The organism is Archangium gephyra (assembly GCF_049060025.1).
Taxonomy (GTDB): domain Bacteria; phylum Myxococcota; class Myxococcia; order Myxococcales; family Myxococcaceae; genus Archangium; species Archangium gephyra_A.
On the sequence record NZ_JBMEQQ010000002.1, the window covers coordinates 4645181 to 4666859 of the forward strand.

15 protein-coding genes are annotated in these 21679 nt (G+C 69.8%); 4 read left to right on the forward strand and 11 right to left on the reverse strand.

All coding sequences use genetic code 11. From position 1 onward, the window contains the following. Positions 1-91: 91 nt before the first annotated feature. Entirely contained in the window at positions 92-766 is a 675-nt protein-coding gene (locus tag ACN28I_RS20195) for a hypothetical protein (protein WP_420943601.1), read from the reverse strand. Between the two features lie 345 nt (positions 767-1111). Between ACN28I_RS20195 and ACN28I_RS20200 the strand changes: the two genes are divergently transcribed. The 3 genes from ACN28I_RS20200 to ACN28I_RS20210 all read left to right on the forward strand — a co-directional run bounded on the left by ACN28I_RS20200 (position 1112) and on the right by ACN28I_RS20210 (position 5137). After that, positions 1112-1921: a hypothetical protein gene (locus ACN28I_RS20200; protein WP_420943602.1), complete on the forward strand. Its 810-nt coding sequence runs from the start codon at positions 1112-1114 to the stop codon at positions 1919-1921. A gap of 63 nt (positions 1922-1984) precedes the next feature. Continuing rightward, positions 1985-3970 carry a M1 family metallopeptidase gene (locus tag ACN28I_RS20205; protein WP_420943603.1) on the forward strand — a complete coding sequence of 662 codons (1986 nt, stop codon included), beginning with the start codon at positions 1985-1987 and terminating at the stop codon, positions 3968-3970. Positions 3971-4111: 141 nt separating this feature from the next. Then, positions 4112-5137 carry an Rpn family recombination-promoting nuclease/putative transposase gene (locus tag ACN28I_RS20210; RefSeq protein WP_420943604.1) on the forward strand — a complete coding sequence of 342 codons (1026 nt, stop codon included), beginning with the start codon at positions 4112-4114 and terminating at the stop codon, positions 5135-5137. 24 nt (positions 5138-5161) lie between these two features. Here the strand turns inward: ACN28I_RS20210 and ACN28I_RS20215 are convergent, their stop codons facing one another. The 6 genes from ACN28I_RS20215 to ACN28I_RS20240 form a co-directional block, all read right to left on the reverse strand. Beyond that, complete coding sequence (locus ACN28I_RS20215; RefSeq protein ID WP_420943605.1) at positions 5162-6535, reverse strand: hypothetical protein; 1374 nt, start codon at positions 6533-6535, stop codon at positions 5162-5164. Then, positions 6532-7944 carry a DUF1501 domain-containing protein gene (locus tag ACN28I_RS20220; protein WP_420943606.1) on the reverse strand — a complete coding sequence of 471 codons (1413 nt, stop codon included), beginning with the start codon at positions 7942-7944 and terminating at the stop codon, positions 6532-6534. The genes ACN28I_RS20215 and ACN28I_RS20220 overlap by 4 nt, the downstream gene beginning before the upstream one ends. Positions 7945-7963: 19 nt before the next feature. Continuing rightward, complete coding sequence (locus tag ACN28I_RS20225) at positions 7964-9760, reverse strand: hypothetical protein (RefSeq protein ID WP_420943607.1); 1797 nt, start codon at positions 9758-9760, stop codon at positions 7964-7966. A gap of 29 nt (positions 9761-9789) precedes the next feature. Further along, positions 9790-10791, reverse strand: coding sequence for a hypothetical protein (locus ACN28I_RS20230; protein ID WP_420943608.1), 1002 nt, complete (start codon positions 10789-10791; stop codon positions 9790-9792). A 104-nt stretch (positions 10792-10895) separates the two neighbouring features. After that, a complete protein-coding gene (locus ACN28I_RS20235) occupies positions 10896-11504 on the reverse strand; it encodes an MXAN_6652 family MXYO-CTERM-anchored protein (RefSeq protein ID WP_420943609.1) in 609 nt (202 codons plus the stop codon). Positions 11505-11700: 196 nt separating this feature from the next. Continuing rightward, entirely contained in the window at positions 11701-12924 is a 1224-nt protein-coding gene (locus ACN28I_RS20240; protein ID WP_420943610.1) for an RCC1 domain-containing protein, read from the reverse strand. Between the two features lie 770 nt (positions 12925-13694). Here ACN28I_RS20240 and ACN28I_RS20245 point away from each other — a divergent pair. Further along, positions 13695-14123 (forward strand): hypothetical protein, encoded by a 429-nt coding sequence (locus ACN28I_RS20245; protein WP_420943611.1) that lies wholly within the window; start codon positions 13695-13697, stop codon positions 14121-14123. A 40-nt stretch (positions 14124-14163) separates the two neighbouring features. Here ACN28I_RS20245 and ACN28I_RS20250 read toward each other — a convergent pair whose 3' ends face one another. From ACN28I_RS20250 to mtsC, 4 genes are read right to left on the reverse strand one after another with little or no spacing between them, the layout of a single operon-like run. Beyond that, complete coding sequence (locus ACN28I_RS20250; protein ID WP_420943612.1) at positions 14164-16464, reverse strand: cell-cell cohesion protein MtsF; 2301 nt, start codon at positions 16462-16464, stop codon at positions 14164-14166. A 36-nt stretch (positions 16465-16500) separates the two neighbouring features. After that, on the reverse strand, positions 16501-18246 hold the full coding sequence (locus ACN28I_RS20255; RefSeq protein ID WP_420943613.1) for a VWA domain-containing protein: 1746 nt from the start codon (positions 18244-18246) through the stop codon (positions 16501-16503). After that, complete coding sequence (gene mtsD, locus ACN28I_RS20260) at positions 18243-20201, reverse strand: cell-cell cohesion protein MtsD (RefSeq protein ID WP_420943614.1); 1959 nt, start codon at positions 20199-20201, stop codon at positions 18243-18245. The genes ACN28I_RS20255 and mtsD overlap by 4 nt, the downstream gene beginning before the upstream one ends. Before the next feature lie 30 nt (positions 20202-20231). After that, positions 20232-21539, reverse strand: a complete 1308-nt coding sequence (mtsC, locus tag ACN28I_RS20265; protein ID WP_420943615.1) for a cell-cell cohesion MYXO-CTERM protein MtsC — start codon at positions 21537-21539, stop codon at positions 20232-20234. Positions 21540-21679: the final 140 nt, after the last annotated feature.

Sequence of the window (21679 nt, forward strand, 5' to 3'; positions counted from 1 at the left end):
TGCTGCAAGACCTGGTGACGACACTCCAATGACATACGGATGAGATGTCCTGCCCTCCCCCATATATGGGGGGAGGGCGAACGGCCTGGACTCACCCCACCGCGCGCATGGGCTGGGGCTGGAAGCCATCCAGGAGCGCTTCCATGAGCCGCTCCACCTGGGCCAACGGCACGCCCTGAATGGTGAGGAGCGTCTCACCTCCCTGGATGCGCGTCTTGAGCTGCACACGGCCACCCTGGGCGAAATGCCGCGAGAAGCTGTCACGCATGAACTGGATGCGGGCGGCGTCCGTGGCGGGCATCGTGGCGCGAGACGGTTTGCGCTTGTGCTTCGCCGCCTGGCTCAACTCCTCCAGGCTGCACTGGGCGAAGGACTTCTGCTCCACCTTCCCACCCTCCCGGGGCACGTCGATGGGCGTGAGGCCCGGGTCTCCACTCGTGAGCTGGATGCCGGCCTCCTTCGCGTAGGCGCGCAGCGTGTAGAGCTTCGTCACACCGTACGTCCTGCACGCCTCCTCGGTGAAATCCCGGGCCACGGCGCCGTACCGGGTCAGGGTGGACTGCGAGAGCTCCTGGATGTGCTGATTGAAGTACACCTGGGCGCTCTCGTACTTCTTCTGCTCCGCCAACTTGTTGTCCACGACGTAGTTGTAGAGGCGGCCGATGTTGTAGTGCCCGGCGTTGCCCTCCTTCAGGTGAGCGAGGATGGCCTCCCGCACCTGCTCGAGCGTCAACGTGAGAAGACCACTGCTTGCGTTCGTTTCCATGGTTCCCCCCAAGAAATGGAGAAGAGGTGAAGACGCCGCGGTTCACCACGGCAGACCGGACACGTGGCACGTGCCGGGCCAGGGGAATGGCTCCGGAAATTCGCCTACTTGCGTGAGCAGTCCTCACAGGAGGGTCCCGGTTCCCGGAGAACACAGTCCACGACACGGGACTCCTCGCGTTCCACTCGTCACCGCTGACGAGTGAAACGAAGCAGGTGCATTCCACTCGTCAGCGCTGACGAGTGAAATGAAGCAGGCGCATTCCACTCGTCAGCGCTGACGAGTGAAACGGAGCGGGCATCCCGCCAGAGGTGTACAACGGCGGAATGAAGGAGGAGTCCACGCGTGGCTGAAAAGAAGACTTGGAAGGGCGGACGCCTGGGACCGTTCCACCTCGGCAAGCGGTACAAGAATGTGGGGGTGGACCTGGGCCGTCTCTACGCGGCGCACAATACAGACACGGGAAACGCGGCCCTGGTCGTGATGCCGGGGGCACGCACGGACTCGGAGCCCGGGGAGCCCTGGAGCGTCCGCGCCACCTCACAGGCCGAGCCTCCCTACTTCGCCTTGGAGGTAGAGCAGGCGCCCGACTCGGGCCGGCTGCAAGACTTGTCCAACATGCTCGACCTCCTCACTTCCGCCGTGGAGCGATTGGAGAAGAACGAGGAGGCCCGAGTCCATCTGACGAGCGGTACGGTGAGCGCCTGGAAGCGGTGGATGGGGCGTATGAAACGGCTGCTGCGCTCCCCCCGCGGACTCCTGGTCGCGGGCCTTACCGCGCTCGCCCTCGGTGCGCTCCTCTTGCCGCGCTTCTGGGGAGATTCTGAAGGACGCGATAGCGAGGAGCGGGCCAGCGCTGGCGTCGGCACGTTGGCGGTGACCGAAATCCAGGCGCCCACTCTGGTGGACCTCGATGACTCAGGCGTGCCGGCCATCACCTATCCGCTGCCCGCCAAGCCATTCAGTGACCAGGCCAAGGTCCCCTGCTTCCCCAAGTCGGGCGAGGTGGAGATCAACGGCGGATGCTGGGTAGCACTCGAGAAGCGCCCGCCCTGCTACGAGAACCAGGCCGAGTACCAGGACAAGTGTTACATGCCGGTCTCGGCGAAATCCCACGAGAAGAAGCGACGCGAGCCGCACTCCGTGCAGCCGTGACAGCGGCATTCCCGCAGCAGGCATGCGCTATGGTGCGCTCCCCTTCCTGGAGCGGAACGACGCATGAGAGGACGCCTCTCCCTGCTGCTGGGCCTGCTGCTGCTCGCGCCCGGTTGTCATCGAAGCACGAGGTCCGACGAGGCCACCGCCGACTGCCGGCACTCCGAATCCCTCTGCGGCAGAGGCACCGCCTGCGCCGCCAGCGGCCAGTGCCTGATGGACTGCCGGGAGGACCTCGCCGAGGCCTGCGGCCCGGGGTTGCTCTGCAACCAGGGCACCGGGGCATGCGTGGCCGCCCAGAAGCTCGACTGCAACGAGGTGCCCGGCCTGTGCTGGGAGAACCAGGTCTGCGACGCGCCCACCGGCTATTGCCGCGAGGCCTCCATCGACACCGCGCTGGCCTATGACGTCCAGCTCTACGACTACACGCTGCACGTCGACACCGCCGCGAGCACCTTCTCCGGGCAGGTGAGCATCTTCCTCGTGGCCACGCGCGGCGGCACGGCCACCCTCACCCTCGACGTGGGCAAGACCGTGGAGGTCCCCGTCGAGGGCGGCACGGCGCCGTACACGCCGTACACGGTCACCTCGGTGAAGAGCCGCTCCGGCGGCGAACTGGCCTTCACCCAGGACTCCTCCGCGGGCACCCTCACCGTGACACTCGGGACGCCGCTCGAGGCCAACGCCTCCGAGGTCCTCACGGTCGCCTACCACGGGCCCCTCAATCCCATCTCCGACAGGAAGCACGACCTCTACTTCACGGGCCTCATGAAGCGGGAGGGCAAGCTGGGGAACCCGCTCGTGCAGACCTTCGGGTGGCCAAACCACACGCGCCGTTGGCTCCCCAGCCATGACCATCCCCGCGACATCGCTCGCGCCATCGCCCGCGTCAGCATCGACAACGGCCTCCCCGCCCAGGCCAACGGCGTGCTCGTCCAGGAGTCGGGGGATGCCCCCCGTCGCCGCACCTTCCTCCTGCGCCAGCCGGTGCCCACCTACGCCCTGCACTTCATCGCCTCGGACTCCACCCGCATCCCGCTCGGAACCGTGGAGGGTGTCCAGGTGGACGCGTACATGTACCCGGTGGCCTCGGAACTCGCTGTCCCCCCGCTCCGGTGGACCGGGACGCTCGGGGCCATGAAGTACCTCAACGAGGCGCTCGGGCCCTTCCCCTTCGAGCGCTATTCCATGATGCAGGTGCCCTCGGCCCTGGGCGGCATGGAGCACGCCACGGTGGTGTCCATCGCCGACACCCGCACCGAGGGGCCCGATGAGGAGGGCCATGGGAACCGGCTCGTCATCCACGAGATGCTCCACCACTGGTGGGGGGACAGCGCCCACCAGGCGAGCTGGGAGGAGTTCTGGCTCAACGAGAGCCTCGCGTCCTTCTACACCGCCGAGGCGATCGGCGTGCTCGGCGGCAGGAGCGCGTTCCAGGCGGAGCTGGACCGGATGAAGGCGGCGATCTTCAAGGCGCCCGCCCGCTACGACGACGACGCGCTCCGCTGGTCCCGCCACCCCGAGGAGGTTCCCGGAGAAACCACAAAGGCATCCTTCGCCGCGCCCTACGTCAAGGGGCCCTGGGTCTGGCAGATGATCCGCCTGCAACTCGGCGAGCCCGCCTTCGCCGCGTTCATGAAGAAGTTCTACGCGGCCACGCGCTTCAAGCCATACAGCACCGCCCAACTGCTCTCCCTGCTCAACGCCGAGGGCGCGGTGGACTTCACGCCCTTCTTCAAGGAGTGGGTGTACGGCAGGGGCTGGCCGAAGCTCGCGAGCACCTGGAGCTATGACGGGGCCCGCCGGGTCATCCGCCTCACGGTCCGGCAGACCCAGGACGTGGCCCGTTACGGCACCTACAGCTTCAGCGGGCCGCTGGCGCTCACGTACGCCTTCGACGACCAGGACCCGGCCACCGCCACCTGCACCGGCGAGGTGACCTTCACCGGAGGTGCGCTCGAGTCCACGGTGGACATCCCGTGCGCCCAGGCGCCCACCACGATGAGCCAGCCGTTCACCCGGGACCTGCTCGTTGAACTCGTGCCGTAGCCGAGGACGCCATCACGAGCTGGCTCCCGCCCCACCGCCGCGTCTCCTCGACGGGATTGGAGGACCGTGGCCTGGATGGAGCCTCCACTCCGATTCCCTCTCCGACAGCATTGGCCCGGCTCGTGCTCAGAGCCGCCGACCATGTCCGGACCTCATGACCGCTTCATCCGCTACGTGCTGGAGCACTCCGAGCGGGCCGCGGCCCTGCTGCACACCGTGCTGCCCCCCGGCTTCGCCTCCCGGGTGGACTGGTCCACCCTGCGCAGCCAGCCCACCGCCCTCGTGGACACGGCCATCCGCGAGACCCGCGGCGACCTGAGCTTCTCGGTCCGACTGAGTGGCAGCTCGCGCCGAGCCTTCATCCTCCTGGAGCACCAGTCCCGCGTGGAGGGCCGCATGGCGGCACGCATGCGCCAGTACGTGTCGCGCCTGCTCGACCGGTGGGAGCAGCAACACCGGCGCACCAGGCACCAGCCGCTCATCCTCCCAGTGGTGCTCTACCATGGGCCACGGGGACCCTGGACGGCCCCCCGGCGCGTGGAGGAGTTGCTGGAGGTTCCCCTGGAGGAGGCACGGCGGGAGGGGTGGCTGAAGCACCTGTTACGCCTGGAGTACGTGCTGTACGACCTGATGACCCGGAGCGAGCAGGAGCTGAAAACGCTCGCCTGCCCGCCCCTGGTGAGGCTGGCCCTGGTGTTGCTGCGCCTGGCAAGCACCCAGGAGTTGAACGAGCGGCTGACTCAGCAGGTAGACCTGTTCAGGGAAGTCTACACTTCACCCCAGGGCGCGCGTGAGCTGGAGGCAGTCGTCTGTTACCTCCGGGAGCGCGGGACGGAGGTGACTGGTGAAGTCACCCGCCAGGTGTTAGGTTGTTTGATGCGGGAGCAGCGCGTGGAGGAACTGATGTGGACGGTGGGACAACGACTCCGGGCGGAGGGACGCCGGGAAGGGCGGGCAGAAGGGCGGGCAGAAGGACGAGCGGAGGGGCGAGCCGAGGGGCTGGCAGCGGGGGTGCTTCGGATCCTCGCCACCCGGGGCATCAGCCTGGATGACGAGTCCCGCCAGCACATCCTGGATTGCACGGACCTGGCCACGCTCGACCGCTGGTTCGAGCGGGCCTTGCGCGCCAACACCCTCTCCGAGGTGCTGGGCACCCCGGAACACTAGACGCCTCCGCCTCTCAGGCGCGCCTCAGTTCTCCACGGCGCCGGAGAGGAGCACCCAGTTCTCGATGGACTGGCGCTCCGCCTCGGGCAGCGGCGAGTTGCCGTTGAGCGGGTTGATGGGCATGCGGCTGCCGACGATGCTGCCGTCACCCGTGAGCTTGAGGACCAGGTAGCTCTTGTCCAGGCTGCCGGGCTGGATGAGGTTGAGCTCGGGCTTCTGGAGGGAGGGCTTGAGCACCAGGCGCGTATAGACGTCGTGGGAGGAGCCGAGCAGGTTCAGCCCTCCCTGCGGGTTCTCACCACCGTGGCAGCCGCCGCAGTTGGACTGGAGGATGGGCAGCACGCGCGCGGCCCACGTATCCCCGGAGCCCGCGAGGCTCAGGGCCGACGGGTTCGCCGAGTACGAGCACTTGTTGTAATCAATCGCCGAGCCCAGGCTCCACTGCGTGGCGGCCGGGTCGAGCCCCTCGATGAAGCACATCAGCGCCAGCATGTCCTGCACGTTGGGCGGCTGGTTGGCCAGCGGCATGCGCGTGCCGGGCACCGTCTGCTCCCCCATGTACCCGCGCAGGCGCGCCACCAGGTAGCTGTCCTCGGGCTTGCCCGGCTTGATGAGCGGCACCGTGTTGCCGAGGATGCGCGCGCCGTAGGAGCCGTTGCGGTTCTGGTCCCCCTGGACAATGCCGCTGGCCACCAGGCTCTCCACCGTGTCGCGCTGGTTCTCGTTCACCTCGGCGAAGAGGTGCCGCCGGTCATCGAGCACCCACCAACGCGTCTCGTAGCTGGCGAAGGCCAGCTCCTGCACGTTGCCCTGGTCGTTGATGAAGTTGCGCAGGAAGGTGCCCGTGGCGTTGAGCCGCACCCCCTCCACCGGCACCGGGTCATGCAGGTACAGGTGCAGGCCCACCGTGGAGGCGTCCGGCCGCGTTCCCCTCGGGTCCAACTCCGGGCTCTCCCCGGGGACGAGCTCGAACCAGCCGATCTCGATTCCCTTGAAGGCCGGCTCGGTGAAGCGGAAGCGGTCTCCCAGGCGCTCGCACCGGTCGAACACGCCGCTGGCGGTTCCCGACTGCACGTTGCACGGGGCGCCGATGGAGGCCACGAAGGCGCCCGGCGTATGCAGGTCCGGGTACTCCTTCTGGTTGTGGCACACGCCGTTGGTACCGCTGCAGGTGCGCATCACCAACTTGCGGTGCAGATCGATTCCCGTGGGGTACGTGAGCTGGGCGCCCAGCACGTCCACGTCCGAGCCCGTGTACGCGGTCACCTCCGAGGTGGTGCCCGGGGTGGGACGCTTCGGGTCGAAGGGGATGGTGCCCGGGTCATCCTTGCTGGGGTCCGGCGTGCCACAGGCCAGCGTCAGGGCACCGAGGGTGGCGGCGAGAAGAGAGCGCTTCATGCGAAGAAGTCCTGGATGGGGGCGTCGGCGGGGAAGATGCCCTGGTGGTCGGCACCGAGCAGGTCCAACATCGTCTTGAGCACGGAGCGGTACGAGTACACCTGTCCGGTGGCCTTGAGGTTCGAGCCGTTCACCGAGCCGAGGCTCTTGCCGCCCTTGCCGGCCGCGGTGATGACCCCGCCCATGAAGGGCATGGACATCCACCGGGTGGCCAGGTCGGGGCCGTGGTCGCTGCCGTTGGCGGAGTTGTAGCGGCTGCCGCCCGTGGTGCGGCCGAACTCGCTGCCGAGCACCACCAGCGTCTTGTCCCAGTACGACCCGCCCTCGGGGTGCTGCATCCGCTGGAGGGCCGTGCGCAGGCCACTCACCAGCCGGTTGGCCGAGTCCATCTCGCCCGGCAGCTCCACGTCCTCGCGCGAGTGGAAGTCGTAGCCGCCCTGGTTGAGGAACACCGCCGGGCAGCCGAAGTGGAAGAGGCGCAGCGCGAGCGCCGCCCGCTGACCCTGCGTGTCCGTGCCCAGCAGCGTGCGCAGCTCCCGGTTGCTGATGCCGTCCACCTGCTCCTGCGAGTCGCTGCTCACCCGCAGCAGGGGGTCGCGGAAGATCTTCCCGTAGTCGCTCGTGGCCTTGCGCGTCTGCTGGTACGTCTCCACGCCCCCGCGCAGCGCCGTGTGCAGCCGCGCGTGGAAGCGGGCGTCCATCTGTCCGGCCACCTTGGCCGCCCAGGGCGGCAGCGTCGAGTCCGGGTCCACGCTGAAGCGCTCGAAGCCGCTGCCCTCCAGCACGGGCGGCCGGTAGGTGGCGTACTCGCCCGCGCCCGTGGCCATGCCCGCCTCGCCCAGGCTGAAGGCCGGCAGCAGGGTGATGCCGCGGGCAGCCGCCTCCTTCACGCGCTCGCGCACCCCGTAGTTGACGAGCGTGAGGAAGCCGGTGGCTCCCCCCACGTAGCCCGTGAGGAAGCGCTCCAGGCCCGTGCCGTGGCCACCGTCCGCGCGCGCCGAGAAGGGCTCGTGGTCCACGCACGGCAGCACGCACATCTCGTTGGTGAATTCGTTGACGGGCTTCATCCCCAGCTCGCGCTGGGGCTCGCCGTCCTCACCCTCCAGCCAGGTGGCGCGCTCGAGCAGCTTGCCCGCGCCCCACTCGGTGCCGGGCGCACGCCTGTCCGAGGCGCCGAAGGGGTTGAACTCCGCGGCCACGTCGCTGTTGAAGGCGGTGGTGAAGCGGAAGCCGCCGGACAGGCGGATGTAGATGAGGTGGCGCACCTGGCCGTGCCCGGGCGTCTGGGCACGGGCCTCGCGCGGCAGCCACAAGTGGGGAAAGGCCAGCGCGGCGGTGCCGGCGCCCAGCCCCTGCAACAGCCGGCGGCGGCCGAAGGTGACGGACTTCGTGTCATCCGAGTCGGACATGGGAAGGGGGCTCCGGGGGTTAGTAGAAGACGCGCTCGGCGCTGGAGAGCAGCGCGAAGCAGAAGGGACGGGCGAAATCTTCGGCCGGGCACAGGGTGAGGGCGCACTCGGTGCCCGCCTGGCGGGCCTCGGCCTTCTCCGTGTCATCCGGCGAGCGGCCGAGCAGCAGCCGGTACTGGTGGGTGGCGATCTGCTCGGCCAGGGCCGCGTCCACCGCGCGGCGCGGATCCACGCCCTCGGGCAGCAGCTTCTCCACCGCGGCCCCCTTCACCCTGGGGTCCATCGTGGGGTTGCACAGCTCCTGCACGAAGGAGAGCTGGGTGGCGGTGGTGAGGATGCTCACCACGCGGAAGCGTCCGCCCACCACGTTCTCCGGGCAGCCGCCCAGGGTGCGCGCCAGCTCCGAGTAGCGCTCGTCCAGCTCGCCCTCGTCGTCCAGCTTCCAGCGAGACGTCTGCAGCACGCTGAAGCTGGCGACACTCCCCGAGCGCAGCAGGGCCTCCGGCTGGCTGATGCGGTGGTCGCACCCGGGCAGCTCGTAGCCGGTGTTGCGGGCCATGGAATCAATCCAGACTTCCGCCTCCACCTGCTTGAGCGGGCCGTAGGTCCACCGGAAGGCGGAGGCCGAGGCGCCCTCGGCGGACTGGAGGTAGGCGGCGGAGGTGGCCACCGCGTAGTGCACCGAGCGGATGTCGCCCTCGTTCGCCAGCAGCCAGCGCACCAGCTCCTCGCGCACCTCGGGCACGCGCGCGGACAGCTCATAGCCCAGGTACTGCAGGAGCACGTCGTCCACCGCGCGCTCCCAGAAGGTCATGTCACGCGAGAGGATGCGGCCCGGCGTCTGCAGCTTCGCCCACTCCTCGGGCTTGAGCAGGCCGCTCCACATCGTCGGCGCGCGCAGCGTCGGGTCGCGCGAGGCGCGCAGGTCCGGGGTGAAGATGAGCTCGTTGTAGCCCCACAGCACGCTGGCGCACTCGCCGCGGGACACCTCGTCCACCTGCCCGTTGTCGTCCAGGCAGCGGAAGCGGATGAAGGCGTCCGGCAGGCGCATGCCGAGCTGCGGATGGTCGTAGTAGCCCGAGTGCCACAGCTTGTAGAGCCGCGACATGTCCGCGCGCTCGTGCTCGAAGGGCGGGCGGCCCAGGAACTGGCTGAAGAGCGCCTCGGCCTTGTCGCCCGGGTCCGCGTAGCGGCGCGTCAACACCGGGTGGGCGCTCACCACCGCGGCGAACAGGTCATACGGCACCTTCCCGCGGTGCAGCTTCTCCACCAGCCGGTCCATGTCGTAGATGGCCTGGAGGCTCGTCACCTCGTTGCTGTAGAGGAAGCGGTCCGCGGCCCGGCGCTGCTGGGTGACGATGAACTCGTCCTTCTCCATCAACTGCTTCACCGTGGCGCCCCACCCGCCCGAGCACGTGGCCTCGGCCTCGTCCGCGCCGGGCACGCGCCCCAGCATGTCCACGAAGAGCCGGCGGCAGGCCTCGGCGTGCACGATGGGACGGTGGGACAGGCCCACGCCCCAGAGGCTGCGGCACAGCCCGCGGTTGACGGGGTTCTGCAGGCCCGCCCCGTTGCAGTACGCCACGCAGTCCGCGTCGCAGTCGGGCGGGCGCGTTTCGTTGGGCAGCGAGCCCACCGGGCGCGCCGCGGGCAGGGTGTCATCCCCTCCCGGGAAGGTGCCCGGCGTGATGGGGTCTCCGTTGCCCACCATGCCGCCGGGGCCCTCGGCCACATTCTCGGGCTCGAAGGAGTAGGTGGGCTGGCACGCGGCCAGCAGCGTGAGGACGGAGAGGAAGAGCGTCCGAGAGACAGTCATGCGCGACTCCCTACGAGAAAAGGGGTGCCTCAGAGGGAGAACTCGGCCCCGAACGAGAGCCCCAGGCGCAGCCCCAGGGTGCTCCAGTTCTTGGAGTAGCGGAACCCGGAGATCTCCTGGCTCGTGGCGAAGAGGTACTGCGCCCCGACCTGGCCGAGCAGATCCGCGCGCAGCCAGATGCGATCCGACATCCGCCGCCGCGCGCCCAGGGACGGGCCCACCAGCCAGCCCACGCGCGGCACGCTCCACACGTTCACGCCCTGGGCCTGGAGGTTGCGGATGGTCTCGGCGAACTCGAGGCCGGGGATGAGGAAGGAGAAGCCCGCGCGTCCGGCGAAGATGACCTCCGTCTTGTCCGCGACGGGCAGGCCGTACTCTCCGGAGACGAACGCCTCGTTGAGGATGCCGAAGCCGTACTGCTGGCCTCCGGACGCGGCGTAGTTGCCGAAGATGCGCACGCCCGCGCCCACCCGCAGCCGCTCGCTCACCGTGGGCACGGGCGTGGTCAGCCACGCCGTGACGGACAGGAAGCCCGCCGAGTAGCCGAAGGACTCATCCAGGCGCGCGGTGTCGATGTGCTGCACGCCCGTCAGTTGCGCCCCTTCCAGGAAGAGATCGGGACTCACGCCCACGCGCATGCGGCCCGGAGCAGCGGGCGGGGCCTTCGCCTCGGCCGCGGCGGAGCGGGACGCCCTGGGCGCCGGAGCGGGCCGGGCTTCAGCCGCCGGCTTGGACTCGCGGACGGGCCGGGCAGGCGCCTCGGCGGCCTTCGTCTCCACGGCGGGCGCGGGAGCCGGCTTCGCCTCGGCGGCGGGCGCGGGGGCTGCCGCGGGCTCGGGCGCGGGCTGGGCGGGAGCCGGCTGCGCGGCCGGAGGCGTCTTGGAGGCACCCTTCCGGGACGACTTCGAGGACTTCTTGGACGGAGCGGCCTCGGCGGCCGGTGCGGCGAGCACCAGCAACGCCGAGAGGAGGCCGCAGCAGACGCGAGGCAGCGGCTGGAACATGTTGCGCGAGCGGAAGGGGAGCAGCACGGGGGGACTCGGGAGCAGGAGGCAGGGACCGCGAACGTCTACTTGGGACTGCGCTCCTCCCGGGCCCCAGCCGGACACGGGAGGAGGTAGGGACAGCGAGGGGCTCAGTTGCGGCGGCGGCGCAGCATCGCCAGACCGGCGGTCAGCGCGAACGCCAGCACCGGAGCGCCACCCGTGGAGGAGCAACCACCCTCCTCCTCCATCGGCTCGTTGTTGCCGGTGACGTTCACGCTCAGCGACGTGAGCGCGGCATTGTCTCCGGTGGAGTTGTTGTCACCGTTGGCCGAGTTGCCGGCGGCGAAGATCTTCACGGTGCCGGCCGAGGGGGGCGCCACCATCGAGAAGTCGAAGGTGATGGCGCCCGCGGCGGCGGGCTTGGGCGCGGAGTGGGTAAGCTCGTTGCTCTGCTTCTTCATGCCCGCGCTGGGCTCGAGCGACGCCGCGGTGCTGTCCACAGCCACGTTGAAGCCGCCCCTCAGGCCCGGGCCCCCGGTGATGGTGAGCTTGTACTGGCCAGTAGCGCCCGCGGCGAGCGTCGTGGGGCCGGTGAGCTCGACGGTGGGCGCGGCACCGCCCGTGTGGCAGGAGGAGCACACATTGATCGAGCCCGGCTTGCCAGAGCCGTTGGTCATGCCCGTGGAATTCGCGAAGGCGGGAGTGGACAGCAGGCACGCCGAGAGGACTCCAGCGGCGGCATACGACGGGAACTTCATACAACCTCCATGAGTGGGGGTTCTCTTTTTAACTCGCTTCGCCCCCTTCCTCCCATGGCCCCCTGACAGCTCGCGGCAAGTCCGCCCTTCCCCGGACCGTACGGCCGGAGAAGAGCGGTGTGGCCGTAAGAGTTCCCTACATCAGACGCCTATGCACCCCTGAAATCCGGCACGGGGAGCGGGGCCGCCGGTGGACTCACGGGGCCGCGTGACACTCCCGTGGCTCGAGGTGGCGGTTGTCCAGCGCGGGAAGGCCCACGGAGCGGCACGGCAACACGGCGCGAGCCGGGGTGAGCCGTGGCTCCGACGACGCGGTCCCATCACCCACCGAGCCAAACAGGTTGTGACCCCAGCCCCACACGGAGCCGTCCTTGCGCACGGCCAGGGAGTGGGAATGCCCGGCCGCGAGGGCCACCACCTTGTCGAGCTGAGGAACCGGCGCGGGCGTGAGCCGGTGGATGCGCGTCCCGTCCCCGAGCGCCCCGAAGTGATTGCCACCCCAGGCCCACACGGTCCCGTCCTTCGCCAGGGCCAGGGCATGGCCATCTCCACCCGCGGCGGCCGCGACCTCCGGGAGACCCGGCACCTGCATGGGCATGGGCCGGTCGGTCATCGTTCCGTCCCCGAGCTGGCCGCTCCAGTTCCGGCCCCAGGCCCAGAGGGTCCCATCCGCGCGCACCACCAGGTTGTAGGCGCGGCCGGCATCGATGCGCTTCACGTCCGAGAGGCCAGGGACCTGCACGGGCAAGAAGCTGTTCTCGTGCGCCGTCGCACCGCCGAGCTGTCCGAACCAGTTGTTGCCCCAGGCCCACACGGTCCCATCCGCGCGCAGCGCCAGGGAGTGCTCTTCACCCGCCGAGATGGCCACCACGTCCACGAGGCCCGGCACCCGGACGGGCCTGTTCTTCTGATAATCGTTCCAGTCGAGGGGCACCCCCACCCCGAGCTGACCGCTCCAGTTACTGCCCCAGGCCCACACGGTCCCATCCGCGCGCAGTGCCAGGGAGTACCCGAAGCCCGCCGCGATGGACACCACGTCCGTGAGGTCCAACACCGGTGCCGCGGTGACACGCCACTCGTAGGTGCCATCCCCGAGCTCGCCGTTCCAGTTGCTGCCCCAGGCCGACACGGTCCCATCCGCGCGCAGCGCCAGACCGTGCTCGCCACCAGACGAGATGGCCACCACGTCCGTCAGCCCCGCCATGGGTGCCGGGGCCGGCCCCTGGAGGTAGGAGTACGGACTGCCCCAGACCCAGACGGTGCCGTCCGCGCGCAGCAGCACGGAATCGTAGGCACTGCCATCCAGCACGGTCCTCGCGAGAGGCTCCCAGGCCTTCCCGGGCTGGCTCCGGGCAACGCCACTCCCCAGCAGCACCGAGACCAGCGCTCCCAGCAGCACACTCCCCACACGGCTCTTCATTCGAAGCATTCGGCCCTCCACGTGTCCGACGGGTTCTCATGCCCCGGGCACACTCCGGCCCCGGCGGACACCGCGGCGGTGCCCGTCTGAAGCTCGAACCTGGAGGTGACCGTGGCGCCCGTCGCGTAGCAGCGGGCGTGCCATCTCCGCCTTCCGCGTAAGTCCCTGGAATGAGTGAGCGCACGCCAGGCACCCGCTGGCCGGGTGACATTTCGCGCGCATGCGGGTGACGTTTTTTGGAACCGGCGGCGCGGGGCCTCAGCGGTTGCGCAGCGGCACCACGTCCACCTTCACCACGTAGCGCGCCTGCATGTCGGAGGAGAACTCGATGAGGTGGTCTCCCACGCCGGTGAGGTCCGCCTCGCGGGAGAAGCTCCCCCTGCTTCTCCATCAACTCCAGCGCGTTGCGCCCGCTGAGGGCCTGCCGGACGCGGGCGCGGCAGCCCTCCTCGTGGAAGGTGACGACGGTTTCCTCACCGGCCGCGACGGCCTCCTCGAGGAAGAAGCGCACCCGCACGGTGGAGGCCTCCGGTACCTGCACGATGAAGCGGCCCTGTCCGGGGAAGCGGCCCTCGGCGTAGCTCTCCGGCCCGAGGATGCAGCCGGCCATGGTGCCGCACACCGGCCAGGCCTCGGCGCACGCGTCCTGCACACGGCTGCCGATGAAGTCGGCGCGCGAGCCTCCGCAGCCCAGTGTCATGGCCAGCAACAGGCCCCCCAGTGGTAGAAAACGGCGCATCGTCCGAACCTCACCCGAGCAGGAGCCATTCATGCGTCTGCGTCCCTTGTGGCTGTCCGTCATCTTCGTCGCGCTGGCGGGCTGTGGAAGCGAAGCGCCCTCCGAGCAGCCCGAGCTCTACGTGAACCGGGAGTCGCTCGACTTCGGACAGGAGGTGAAAACCAACGTCTACGTGAACCAGGAGGTCACCGAGTCGTTCTACATCGAGAACAAGGGCCTGGAGCCCCTGGAGCTCACCGCGGTGACGAAGTCCGGCCCGAGCCAGTTCACCCTCACCCTGCCCGAGCCGCTCAAGAATGGGGAGCCGATGCGGCTGGAGTACGGCAAGCGCGCCTTCGTCCAGCTCGGCTTCAAGCCCACCGAGGCGAAGAAGTACGAGGGCAAGCTCCTCATCAAGTCCAACGCCGCCAACGCACCGGAGAAGGAAGTCGCCTTCTCCGGCATCGGCGTCAGCCGCTGAGCAGAGGGGCGGGGATGGCCATGAGCGCCCCGCCCCGGATTCACGGCTGCCGGGTGAAGACGCACGCCGGCGTCATGCCGCCATCCGCCGTCACCCCACCATCCTGACGCGGACAGGAGGCGGTGCCCCCATCCAGCGTGGAGTACGTCCGCGGGTAGCTGGTGTGCGCGGTGCGCAGCGTGTAGTCCGCCTGCCCGTAGTCCATGCGGTCCACGGCGCCCACGGACACCTTGAGGGTGCCGCCCTTGAGGAAGCGCGGCTCGAGGCAGGAGCAGGCGTAGGGCTGCACCGTCACCCTCGTGACGCCGTCCTTGCGCTCGAGTGAGTACAGGGGCTGGAGGTTGCTGAGGCTACCGGCCGGCGAGTGCCAGGCACGCAGCGGCTCCCCGCGATACGCGAGCGTCAGCGGCGCCCCGGCACTGCCCGTGGACACCGGGGTGCAGGAGGTGCCCGCGTCCGGGCGGTTCGCATCACAGAAGGTCAGGTCCAGCGCGAGGCCGGAGGGCATGCCCCCATCGGGCAGGTCCGCCACCTCCCACTGCAGCTCCCAGGTGCGGTCCATCGGCTCGGGAAGAGACGAGGGCAGGAAGAAGACGTAGGTGTCCACGTCGGTGGGCACGGCGTCGTAGTCCATGGGGCCGCGCACCCCCTGCCCCTTCACCGGGTCATTGCCGGCGAGCCGGCCCATGCCATAGGAGATGGAGCCGCTCACCTCGTAGGCGGCCCCCCGGGGCGGCTCGGGGAAGGCCGTGCCGGCATCATCGCTGGCCATCTCCTTCGTGACGACCGTCTCCGTCGGCCCTCCCCCACTGCGGGTGGTCTCGTCCGGGTCGCTCCGCCACTCCACCTCCAGGCGGTAGTCCTTGTCGTCCGCCCAGCTCGTGCCCTCGTCCTGGACGAGGAAGTAGTAGCGCACGGTGGTGCCGTGCGGCGGCACCGGCAACGTGCCCTCGAGGTTGCGCAGGTGGGGGAAGTACTCGGACTCGTCGCGCGAGGAGTGCAGGCACAGCGGCGTGCTGTTGCCGCACCAGCCATTCACCAGGGCCGTCACCGTGGAGTCCGAGCCGTAACCGTTGCCCTTGGGGCAGACGTCCGCCTTCGTGGCGCAGTCGTTGGCCGAGAAGCCCGGCACCGGGGTGAGGACGCGCACCAGCCGGTCCGCGAGCCCGGGCAGCGGAGGGAAGCGGCCGCCCGTGGACAGCGGCACCAGCCGGTAGTGCAGCACCGTGTGCGTGGTGTTGGAGGGCACATCCACCGCGTACCAGTCCTTGTCCGGCACCGAGCCCAGGCGCCCGGTGAAGGACGTCTTCGCCGTCGACGGACCACCGCTGAGCAGCACCACCCTCGCCCGCGTCAGCTCGTCGTTGCCGCCGGCACCCTCATTCGGGTCGCCCTCGTCCAGCACCTTCACGTCCACCGTGTACGGCACGCGGGTGTCTCCCGGCGCCGGCTTGTCGTCGGAGGTGTCGCTGTCCCAGCCTCGCACCATCACCTGCCACGTCCCCGCCGCCGTCACCCGGCGCGCGGTGGCCAGGTCCGCGCGAATGACGTTGGTGAGCACGCGGCCCTCGGCCTCGGCGGTGCCGTCCGGCCGCAGCAGCCTGTACGAGAGGGTGTAGGCCGGAACCGGCTGGGGTGACAGGGTCGCCGTCGCCACCCGCACGTAGGCGATCTTCCCGGCCGGCACGTCGAAGGAGAAGAGGTCCACGTCCCCCGGGGTGGCCAGGTAACCGGAGGCACTCCCCGACAGGACACCGCCCGCGCTCGACAGCGGCAGGGGCGTGGCCTGGGCCGCCGTGTCGTTGGGCTCGTTGGCGTCCGGGTTGTCCAGCACCTCCACCGTGAGCGAGTACGGGTTGCGCGCGTCATAGCCGGGACGGTTGGGGTTGGAGGGCTCGTCGCCGAGCAGGAGGAACAGCCTCGCGCCCGGCTCGGTGAAGGGAAGGAGGAACTCGACGGGCTTGGGCTGACCCTGGCCGTGCACGTCCACCCGGCGCGGCGCCAACGCGCTGCCGTCCTCGCGCAGGAGACTGACGGACAGGTTCACCGCGGTGATGGGCACGGGATAGACGGCGGTGACGCGCAGCAGCGAGCGCGGCCCCACCGTCGCGGGCATCTGCACGCTGTACCAGTCGGTGTCGCGCTCGAAGGAGAGGTAGCGATCCTCCAGGGGCACGCCGGGCGTGAGCTGGCATTCGGGGGAGCTCAGCGCCTCCTCGCGGGAGTTGCAGAGGTCGGCGACCTCCTGCTCGCCTCCATCCGGGTTTCCATCCGGTCCCGGCGGGGGACAAGCGGTGAGGACGAGCAGCACGAGCGGCAGCAGTCGGACGGAGGTGTGCATGGGGAGCGGGGGGTGCGGAAGCTGCGGACGCCCGGCTCAGGGCGTCGGGGGAACGGGACGGCCGGGGCAGCCGTCGACGAAGTCCTCGGGGGTGACGCGGATGACGCCGTCCACGGGGGACTTGATGCCGCCCAGCGGGTAGCGCGCGCCCCGGAAGCGGAAGTGGCGCACCAGCGTGCGCGCGGTGGGGTCATCCGCGGGCACCATGGCGGCGGAGAGGTAGAGGTCGTTGTAGCCCGCGCCGCTCACCACCGTCCCGGCATCGTCGGTGTCGCCCTGGGTGGGGGCCAGCAGCACGTTGTCCACGCGGAAGTCGTAGCACTGGCGGCCCAGCTCATCCGGCGGCCCGGCCGCCCGCATCGTGTAGCGATAGCCGTCCGTGGACAGGTTCGCGGTGTCCACCTCCACCGGGCGCATGTGCATGCGCAGCTCGTTGCGGCTGCTCACCCCGTCGTTGTCCGGGTCCTGCTCCAGGTCGATGCTCGCGCCCTGCGTGCCCCCCAGCCACTCTACCCCATCCGGCACGCCGTCCCGGTCGCTGTCCACCCGCTCGGAGTTGGTGCCGATGAACTGCTCGTCGCAGTCCAGGAGCCCATCGCAGTCCGAGTCCACGCCGCGCAGCGCGGGCGGGCAGCCCGGATCCAACCCGCCACCGTCCGGCCGCGCGTAGCCGATGGGGTTGAAGTCCACGCCCAGCTCCCGGTAGTGCACCTCCACCCCATCGCTGAAGCCGTCCCCGTCCGTGTCCGCCTTGGCGGGGTCGGTGCGCAGCGTGGCCTCGCGCTCGTCGGTGAGGCCGTCGCCGTCCGTGTCCGCCTCGCCCAGGGGGCTGCCCGGGGGCGCGGAGAAGTTGGAGGCCACCAGTTCCTTGAGGACAAAGGAGCGCCGCACCTGGCCGAAACGGAAGTCCAGGAAGTTGATGGGCTCGTCGTTGCGGAAGTCGCGGAAGTTGCCGCCGCCCAGCTCCGCCATGCGCGAGAGCCGCTCCGCGTTCTGGTTGATGAGGAGCATGGGGCAGCCTCCGTCTCCCGTCAGGTCGCACACCGTGCTCACCGGCTGGAGGGGCTGGAAGACGTGCACCGTGTTGACGCGCACGTCCTCCACCAGGTCCGCGAGCTGGCGGATGCGCACCACGGCGTCCCCGTTGAGCAGCTCCTCGTCCTGGTCCGTGGTGGGTTTGCCGTCGGAGAGGAAGATGACGGAGTAGCGCGCCTGGGCCAGCGCCTCCGCGCCGCCGGGCTCCAGGCGGCTCAGGGAGATGTCCCGGTTGATGAGCGCGTAGATGTCCGCCAGCGGCTTCACGAAGTCGGTGGCGTCGCGGTTGGGCGCGGTGTCCGGGTTGCGGAAGGTGAGCAGCCGCTGGACGAGGTTGAGCCGCTCGTTGCTGTCCAGCTCGGACACCCGGACGAAGCCATCCTCCACGGCGGGCGGCGTGCCGGACTGGGTGAGATAGGCCGTGGTGCTGCCGGCGAACACCATCACCGCCAGTTCCACCTCGTCATCCTGGGGCAGGCTGTCGATGAGCTCCACCAGCGCGGTGGCGCGCGTGCCGTCCGGGTCGCTCACGTTCATGGACTGGCTGGCGTCCAGGGCGACGACGAGCTTGATGGGCCGCACCACCTGGTTGCTGCCCAGGGTGCACACCTGCCCCTCGAGCGCGACGGCCCGGTCCACCGGCACCTCCTGGTCCCTCCGCCCGTCGTAGAGGTAGGCGTCCGTGCAGGCCACCACCGTCAACAGGCCCGCCAGCCCCAGCAGCACAGCCACCGCCGCGCGGCTCATGGGCGCTCCCCCACGCAGCGGGCGCGGTACTCACTGTCCTCGTTGAGGCGGTCGGGTCTCACGAAGTGGCCATCCTCCAGCGTCAGTCCGGGGCCCAGCGGCACCCGCACGCTCGGCGGCGCGTACTGCGCCCAGGCACAGGCGGTGCGCCACTCGCCGTAGTCGGTGGCCACGCCGCTCTCGGGCGCCTGGGCGAACCACACCTTGAAGAGGTTGAAGCCCTGCTGCACGCCCGCGCGCGGCGGCGGAGTGACGAGCTGCAGGTTGGAGATGGTGAAGTCGTAGCAGACGCTGCCGTTCGCCTGCACCTCGGCCTCCACCTCGTACTGGTAGCCGAAACGCTCGTGGAAGGCCCGGTCCCTCCGGGTGGGGTTGCTCTCCGAGCGCAGCTCCAGCTCGTCGGGCGTCCCATCCCCGTCCGTGTCGATGCCGGAGGCGTTCGGCGTGCGTGCATCCAACCCGTAGCGGGCCTCCAGCGCGTCCGGCACGCCGTCACCGTCGCTGTCCACGATGCCCGAGTGGGTGCGCAGGTAGTCCTCGGCGTACTGCGACAGTCCGTCTCCGTCCGTGTCCCGGCACGCGCAGCCGGGCGTCAGCGGGGACGCCGGATCACACCCGCGCGTGTCCTTGGCGTTGACGGCCTGGAAGCCCTGGTCCGCGCGCAGCGTCTCGAAGCCATCGCTGAAGCAGTCCCCGTCGCTGTCCTGGTTGAAGGTGTTGCTGCCCAGCGAGAGGCTGTTGTCCCGCGAGTCCGCGAGTCCATCTCCATCGCTGTCCACGACGCGCGCCTCGTCGCCCGGCAGCGAGGTGAGCGACTCCACCATCAGCGTCTTCATCACGTTGCGCGAGGCGAAGGACGAGTAGTCCAGCGCGCCCAGGCCAATCTGGGAGATCTCCGAGAAGTTGTTGAACTCCTGGTACACGCCGCCACCCAGCTCCGCGAAGCGCTGGAGCAGCCACGAGGAGATCTTCTTCGCCTCGCGCGGGTACTGCGCCGCGTCCACGCCCGGATAGACGCCGTACAGGTCCTGGCAGATGGGGCCGCAGGCGCGCACCGCCTCCTCGTTGAAGAGGAGCACCGTGTGCATGCGGATGTCGCCCACGTTGTACTGCTGCTTGAGCTCCATGAGCCGCCGCACGTGGCTGAAGAGCTGGTAGTTCTGGTTGCGGTCCGTGCCGGCGATGTAGCCGGTGATGGCGTCCGGGTCCTCCGGGTCCATCAGGTTGCAGAACTCGCGCGCGCTCGCGGAGTCCTCCCACGTCAGGTCCGGCTGGTCCGGAGAAGCGTACTGGGTGAGGTCGTCGTTGGCCGAGCAGCGCGGGTACGGCGTGCCGTCGGTGAGGAAGACGACGACGTAGCGGGTGCGCGGAAGCTGCGCCGGGTCATCCCGCGCCACGTCGGTGATGTCGCCCGCGATGATCTTGTACGCCTCGGCCAGGGCGCCCTGGTAGTCCGTGCCCTTGCCGAGCTGGCTCTGCAGCCCGCCGATGTACGTGTCGATGCCGGAGGCGGTGGTGGGCCGGGCGAAGCGATCCCCCGTGCTCCCGGGCCACGGGTTGCGGATGTTCGTCTCGAAGGGGACGACGGAGACCTCCACGTTGCGCTGCGCGCGGAACTGGTTCACCAGCCGGCGCAGGGCCCGGACGCGCGCGGGCTCGGTGACGCCCGGCGGGACGATGGCCCTCACCTCGGTGCGCTCGCAGAAGCCCGTGCCCTCCTGAGAGCCCGGCGGATCCGACACGCACATGCTGCCGGACTGGTCGATGACGAGCACCACCTTCACCGGGAAGCCATCCGCGTCGGGCGTGCTGGTACACACCCGCCCCTGGAGGGTGAGCCGGTCATCCAGGTTCGTCTGCTCCTGCGCGAGCGGCTCGACGAGCGTGTCGGTGCAGCCCGGCGACAGGGCCAGGAGGCCCGCCACGAGCAGCGTCTGGAGTGTCAGGCGTCGCATGGGGTGTGGACCTCCCGGGGACAGCGGGTTTCAGGAGCGGCGGCGGCGGCGCAGCATCACGGCCAGGGCGGCGCCGAGCGCGAGCCCGCCCCCCGTCGCGGGGAAGGCGGAGCAGTTCCAACCGCCCTCGTTGGCCACCTGGAGGGCCAGCTCCGAGGTGGACTCGCGGCGGCCGGGGTACACCCGGTCATCGAAGGCCAGCTTCGCGTGGAGCTGGAGGACATAGTCGCCATCCACGTCCGCGGTGAAGGTGGGCTTCTCGCCCTCGGTATAGGCGTACGCCCAGTGGTTGCTCTTCGTCACCGCGCCCTGGGGGTTCTCCACCACGGCCTTGGAGCCCTCGGGGCGGCGCGTGACGGTCCACGTGTACTCGATGGCCATGCCGTTGCGGTTGGCGAACAGCGGCAGCAGGGCCTTCTCGCCCTTCTTCAGCGCCAGCGAGCCACCGCCGTGCACGGCGAAGGGGCCCTTCGGGTCCAGGCAGTTGTCGGGGTTCTCCGCGTTGACGACGACGCAGTAGTAGGCGTCGCACACGTCGCCCTTGCCGTCACCATCGTCATCCACCTGGTCCGGGTTGGCCTTCAGGGGGCAGTTGTCCGCGCCGTCGAGCTTGCCGTCCCCGTCCTTGTCCGCGTCACACGGGTCTCCCATCCCGTCCCCGTCCGTATCGGTCTGGTCGGGACTGGCCAGGCTGGGGCAGTTGTCGAAGCTGTCCAGCACGTTGTCCCCGTCCCGGTCCACGTTGCACTGGCTCCGGTCCTCCGGCAGCACCTGGTCCGCGTTGGACACGCGCGGGCAGTTGTCGTCGCCGTCCAGCACGCCGTCGTTGTCATCGTCCGTGTCGCAGACGTCGCCCTTCGCGTCCCCGTCCAGGTTCTCCTGGTTCTTGTTGGGCACCAGCGGGCAGTTGTCCTCCGCGTTGGCCTTGCCGTCGTTGTCCTGGTCCGGATCGCAATCGTCGCCGAGGCCGTCTCCGTCCGCGTCCTTCTGCTGGAGGTTGGCCAGCGCGGAGCAGTTGTCGCAGACGTTGCCCACCGCGTCGCCGTCGTCATCCTCCTGGAAGCGGTTGGAGACGAAGGGGCAGTTGTCATGGCCGTCCGACTTGCCGTCGCCGTCACCGTCATCCGTGTACGAGAGCGTCGTGCCGTCGTCCGTGTAGGCCACCCAGACGGAGCAGCCACAGCCGCACCCGCAGCCACCGCCCTCCTCCTTCGGACGGCCACACGTCTCGCCCAGGCACTCCGGGTTGTCCGCCCCGTTGGTCTGGGCCGGTGCCGGAGCCGGCAGCAGGAAGAGCACCCCGAGGGCCAGGGTGGGAGCGATGCGCGAGAGTTTCATGGTGACTCCTTTCAGCGCCGGGCCATTAGCAAGAGCCGATCCGGGGACCAGGGCCCGGGAAGGGCTGGAAATTCATGGGGTTGCGGACGGCTCGGGCGGCGGGGGACCGCGAGTGGGGGGTGTTCCCCTCAGCGGGCCTG

What these genes read in the sequence shown, in the direction of transcription:
- ACN28I_RS20195 (WP_420943601.1), bottom strand. Translation starts at nt 766, where the DNA reads ATGGAAACGAACGCAAGCAGTGGTCTTCTCACGTTGACGCTCGAGCAG.
- ACN28I_RS20205 (WP_420943603.1), top strand. Translation starts at nt 1,985, where the DNA reads ATGAGAGGACGCCTCTCCCTGCTGCTGGGCCTGCTGCTGCTCGCGCCC.
- ACN28I_RS20210 (WP_420943604.1), top strand. Translation starts at nt 4,112, where the DNA reads ATGTCCGGACCTCATGACCGCTTCATCCGCTACGTGCTGGAGCACTCC.
- ACN28I_RS20215 (WP_420943605.1), bottom strand. Translation starts at nt 6,535, where the DNA reads ATGAAGCGCTCTCTTCTCGCCGCCACCCTCGGTGCCCTGACGCTGGCC.
- ACN28I_RS20220 (WP_420943606.1), bottom strand. Translation starts at nt 7,944, where the DNA reads ATGTCCGACTCGGATGACACGAAGTCCGTCACCTTCGGCCGCCGCCGG.
- ACN28I_RS20225 (WP_420943607.1), bottom strand. Translation starts at nt 9,760, where the DNA reads ATGACTGTCTCTCGGACGCTCTTCCTCTCCGTCCTCACGCTGCTGGCC.
- ACN28I_RS20235 (WP_420943609.1), bottom strand. Translation starts at nt 11,504, where the DNA reads ATGAAGTTCCCGTCGTATGCCGCCGCTGGAGTCCTCTCGGCGTGCCTG.
- ACN28I_RS20240 (WP_420943610.1), bottom strand. Translation starts at nt 12,924, where the DNA reads ATGAAGAGCCGTGTGGGGAGTGTGCTGCTGGGAGCGCTGGTCTCGGTG.
- ACN28I_RS20245 (WP_420943611.1), top strand. Translation starts at nt 13,695, where the DNA reads ATGCGTCTGCGTCCCTTGTGGCTGTCCGTCATCTTCGTCGCGCTGGCG.
- ACN28I_RS20250 (WP_420943612.1), bottom strand. Translation starts at nt 16,464, where the DNA reads ATGCACACCTCCGTCCGACTGCTGCCGCTCGTGCTGCTCGTCCTCACC.
- ACN28I_RS20255 (WP_420943613.1), bottom strand. Translation starts at nt 18,246, where the DNA reads ATGAGCCGCGCGGCGGTGGCTGTGCTGCTGGGGCTGGCGGGCCTGTTG.
- mtsD (WP_420943614.1), bottom strand. Translation starts at nt 20,201, where the DNA reads ATGCGACGCCTGACACTCCAGACGCTGCTCGTGGCGGGCCTCCTGGCC.
- mtsC (WP_420943615.1), bottom strand. Translation starts at nt 21,539, where the DNA reads ATGAAACTCTCGCGCATCGCTCCCACCCTGGCCCTCGGGGTGCTCTTC.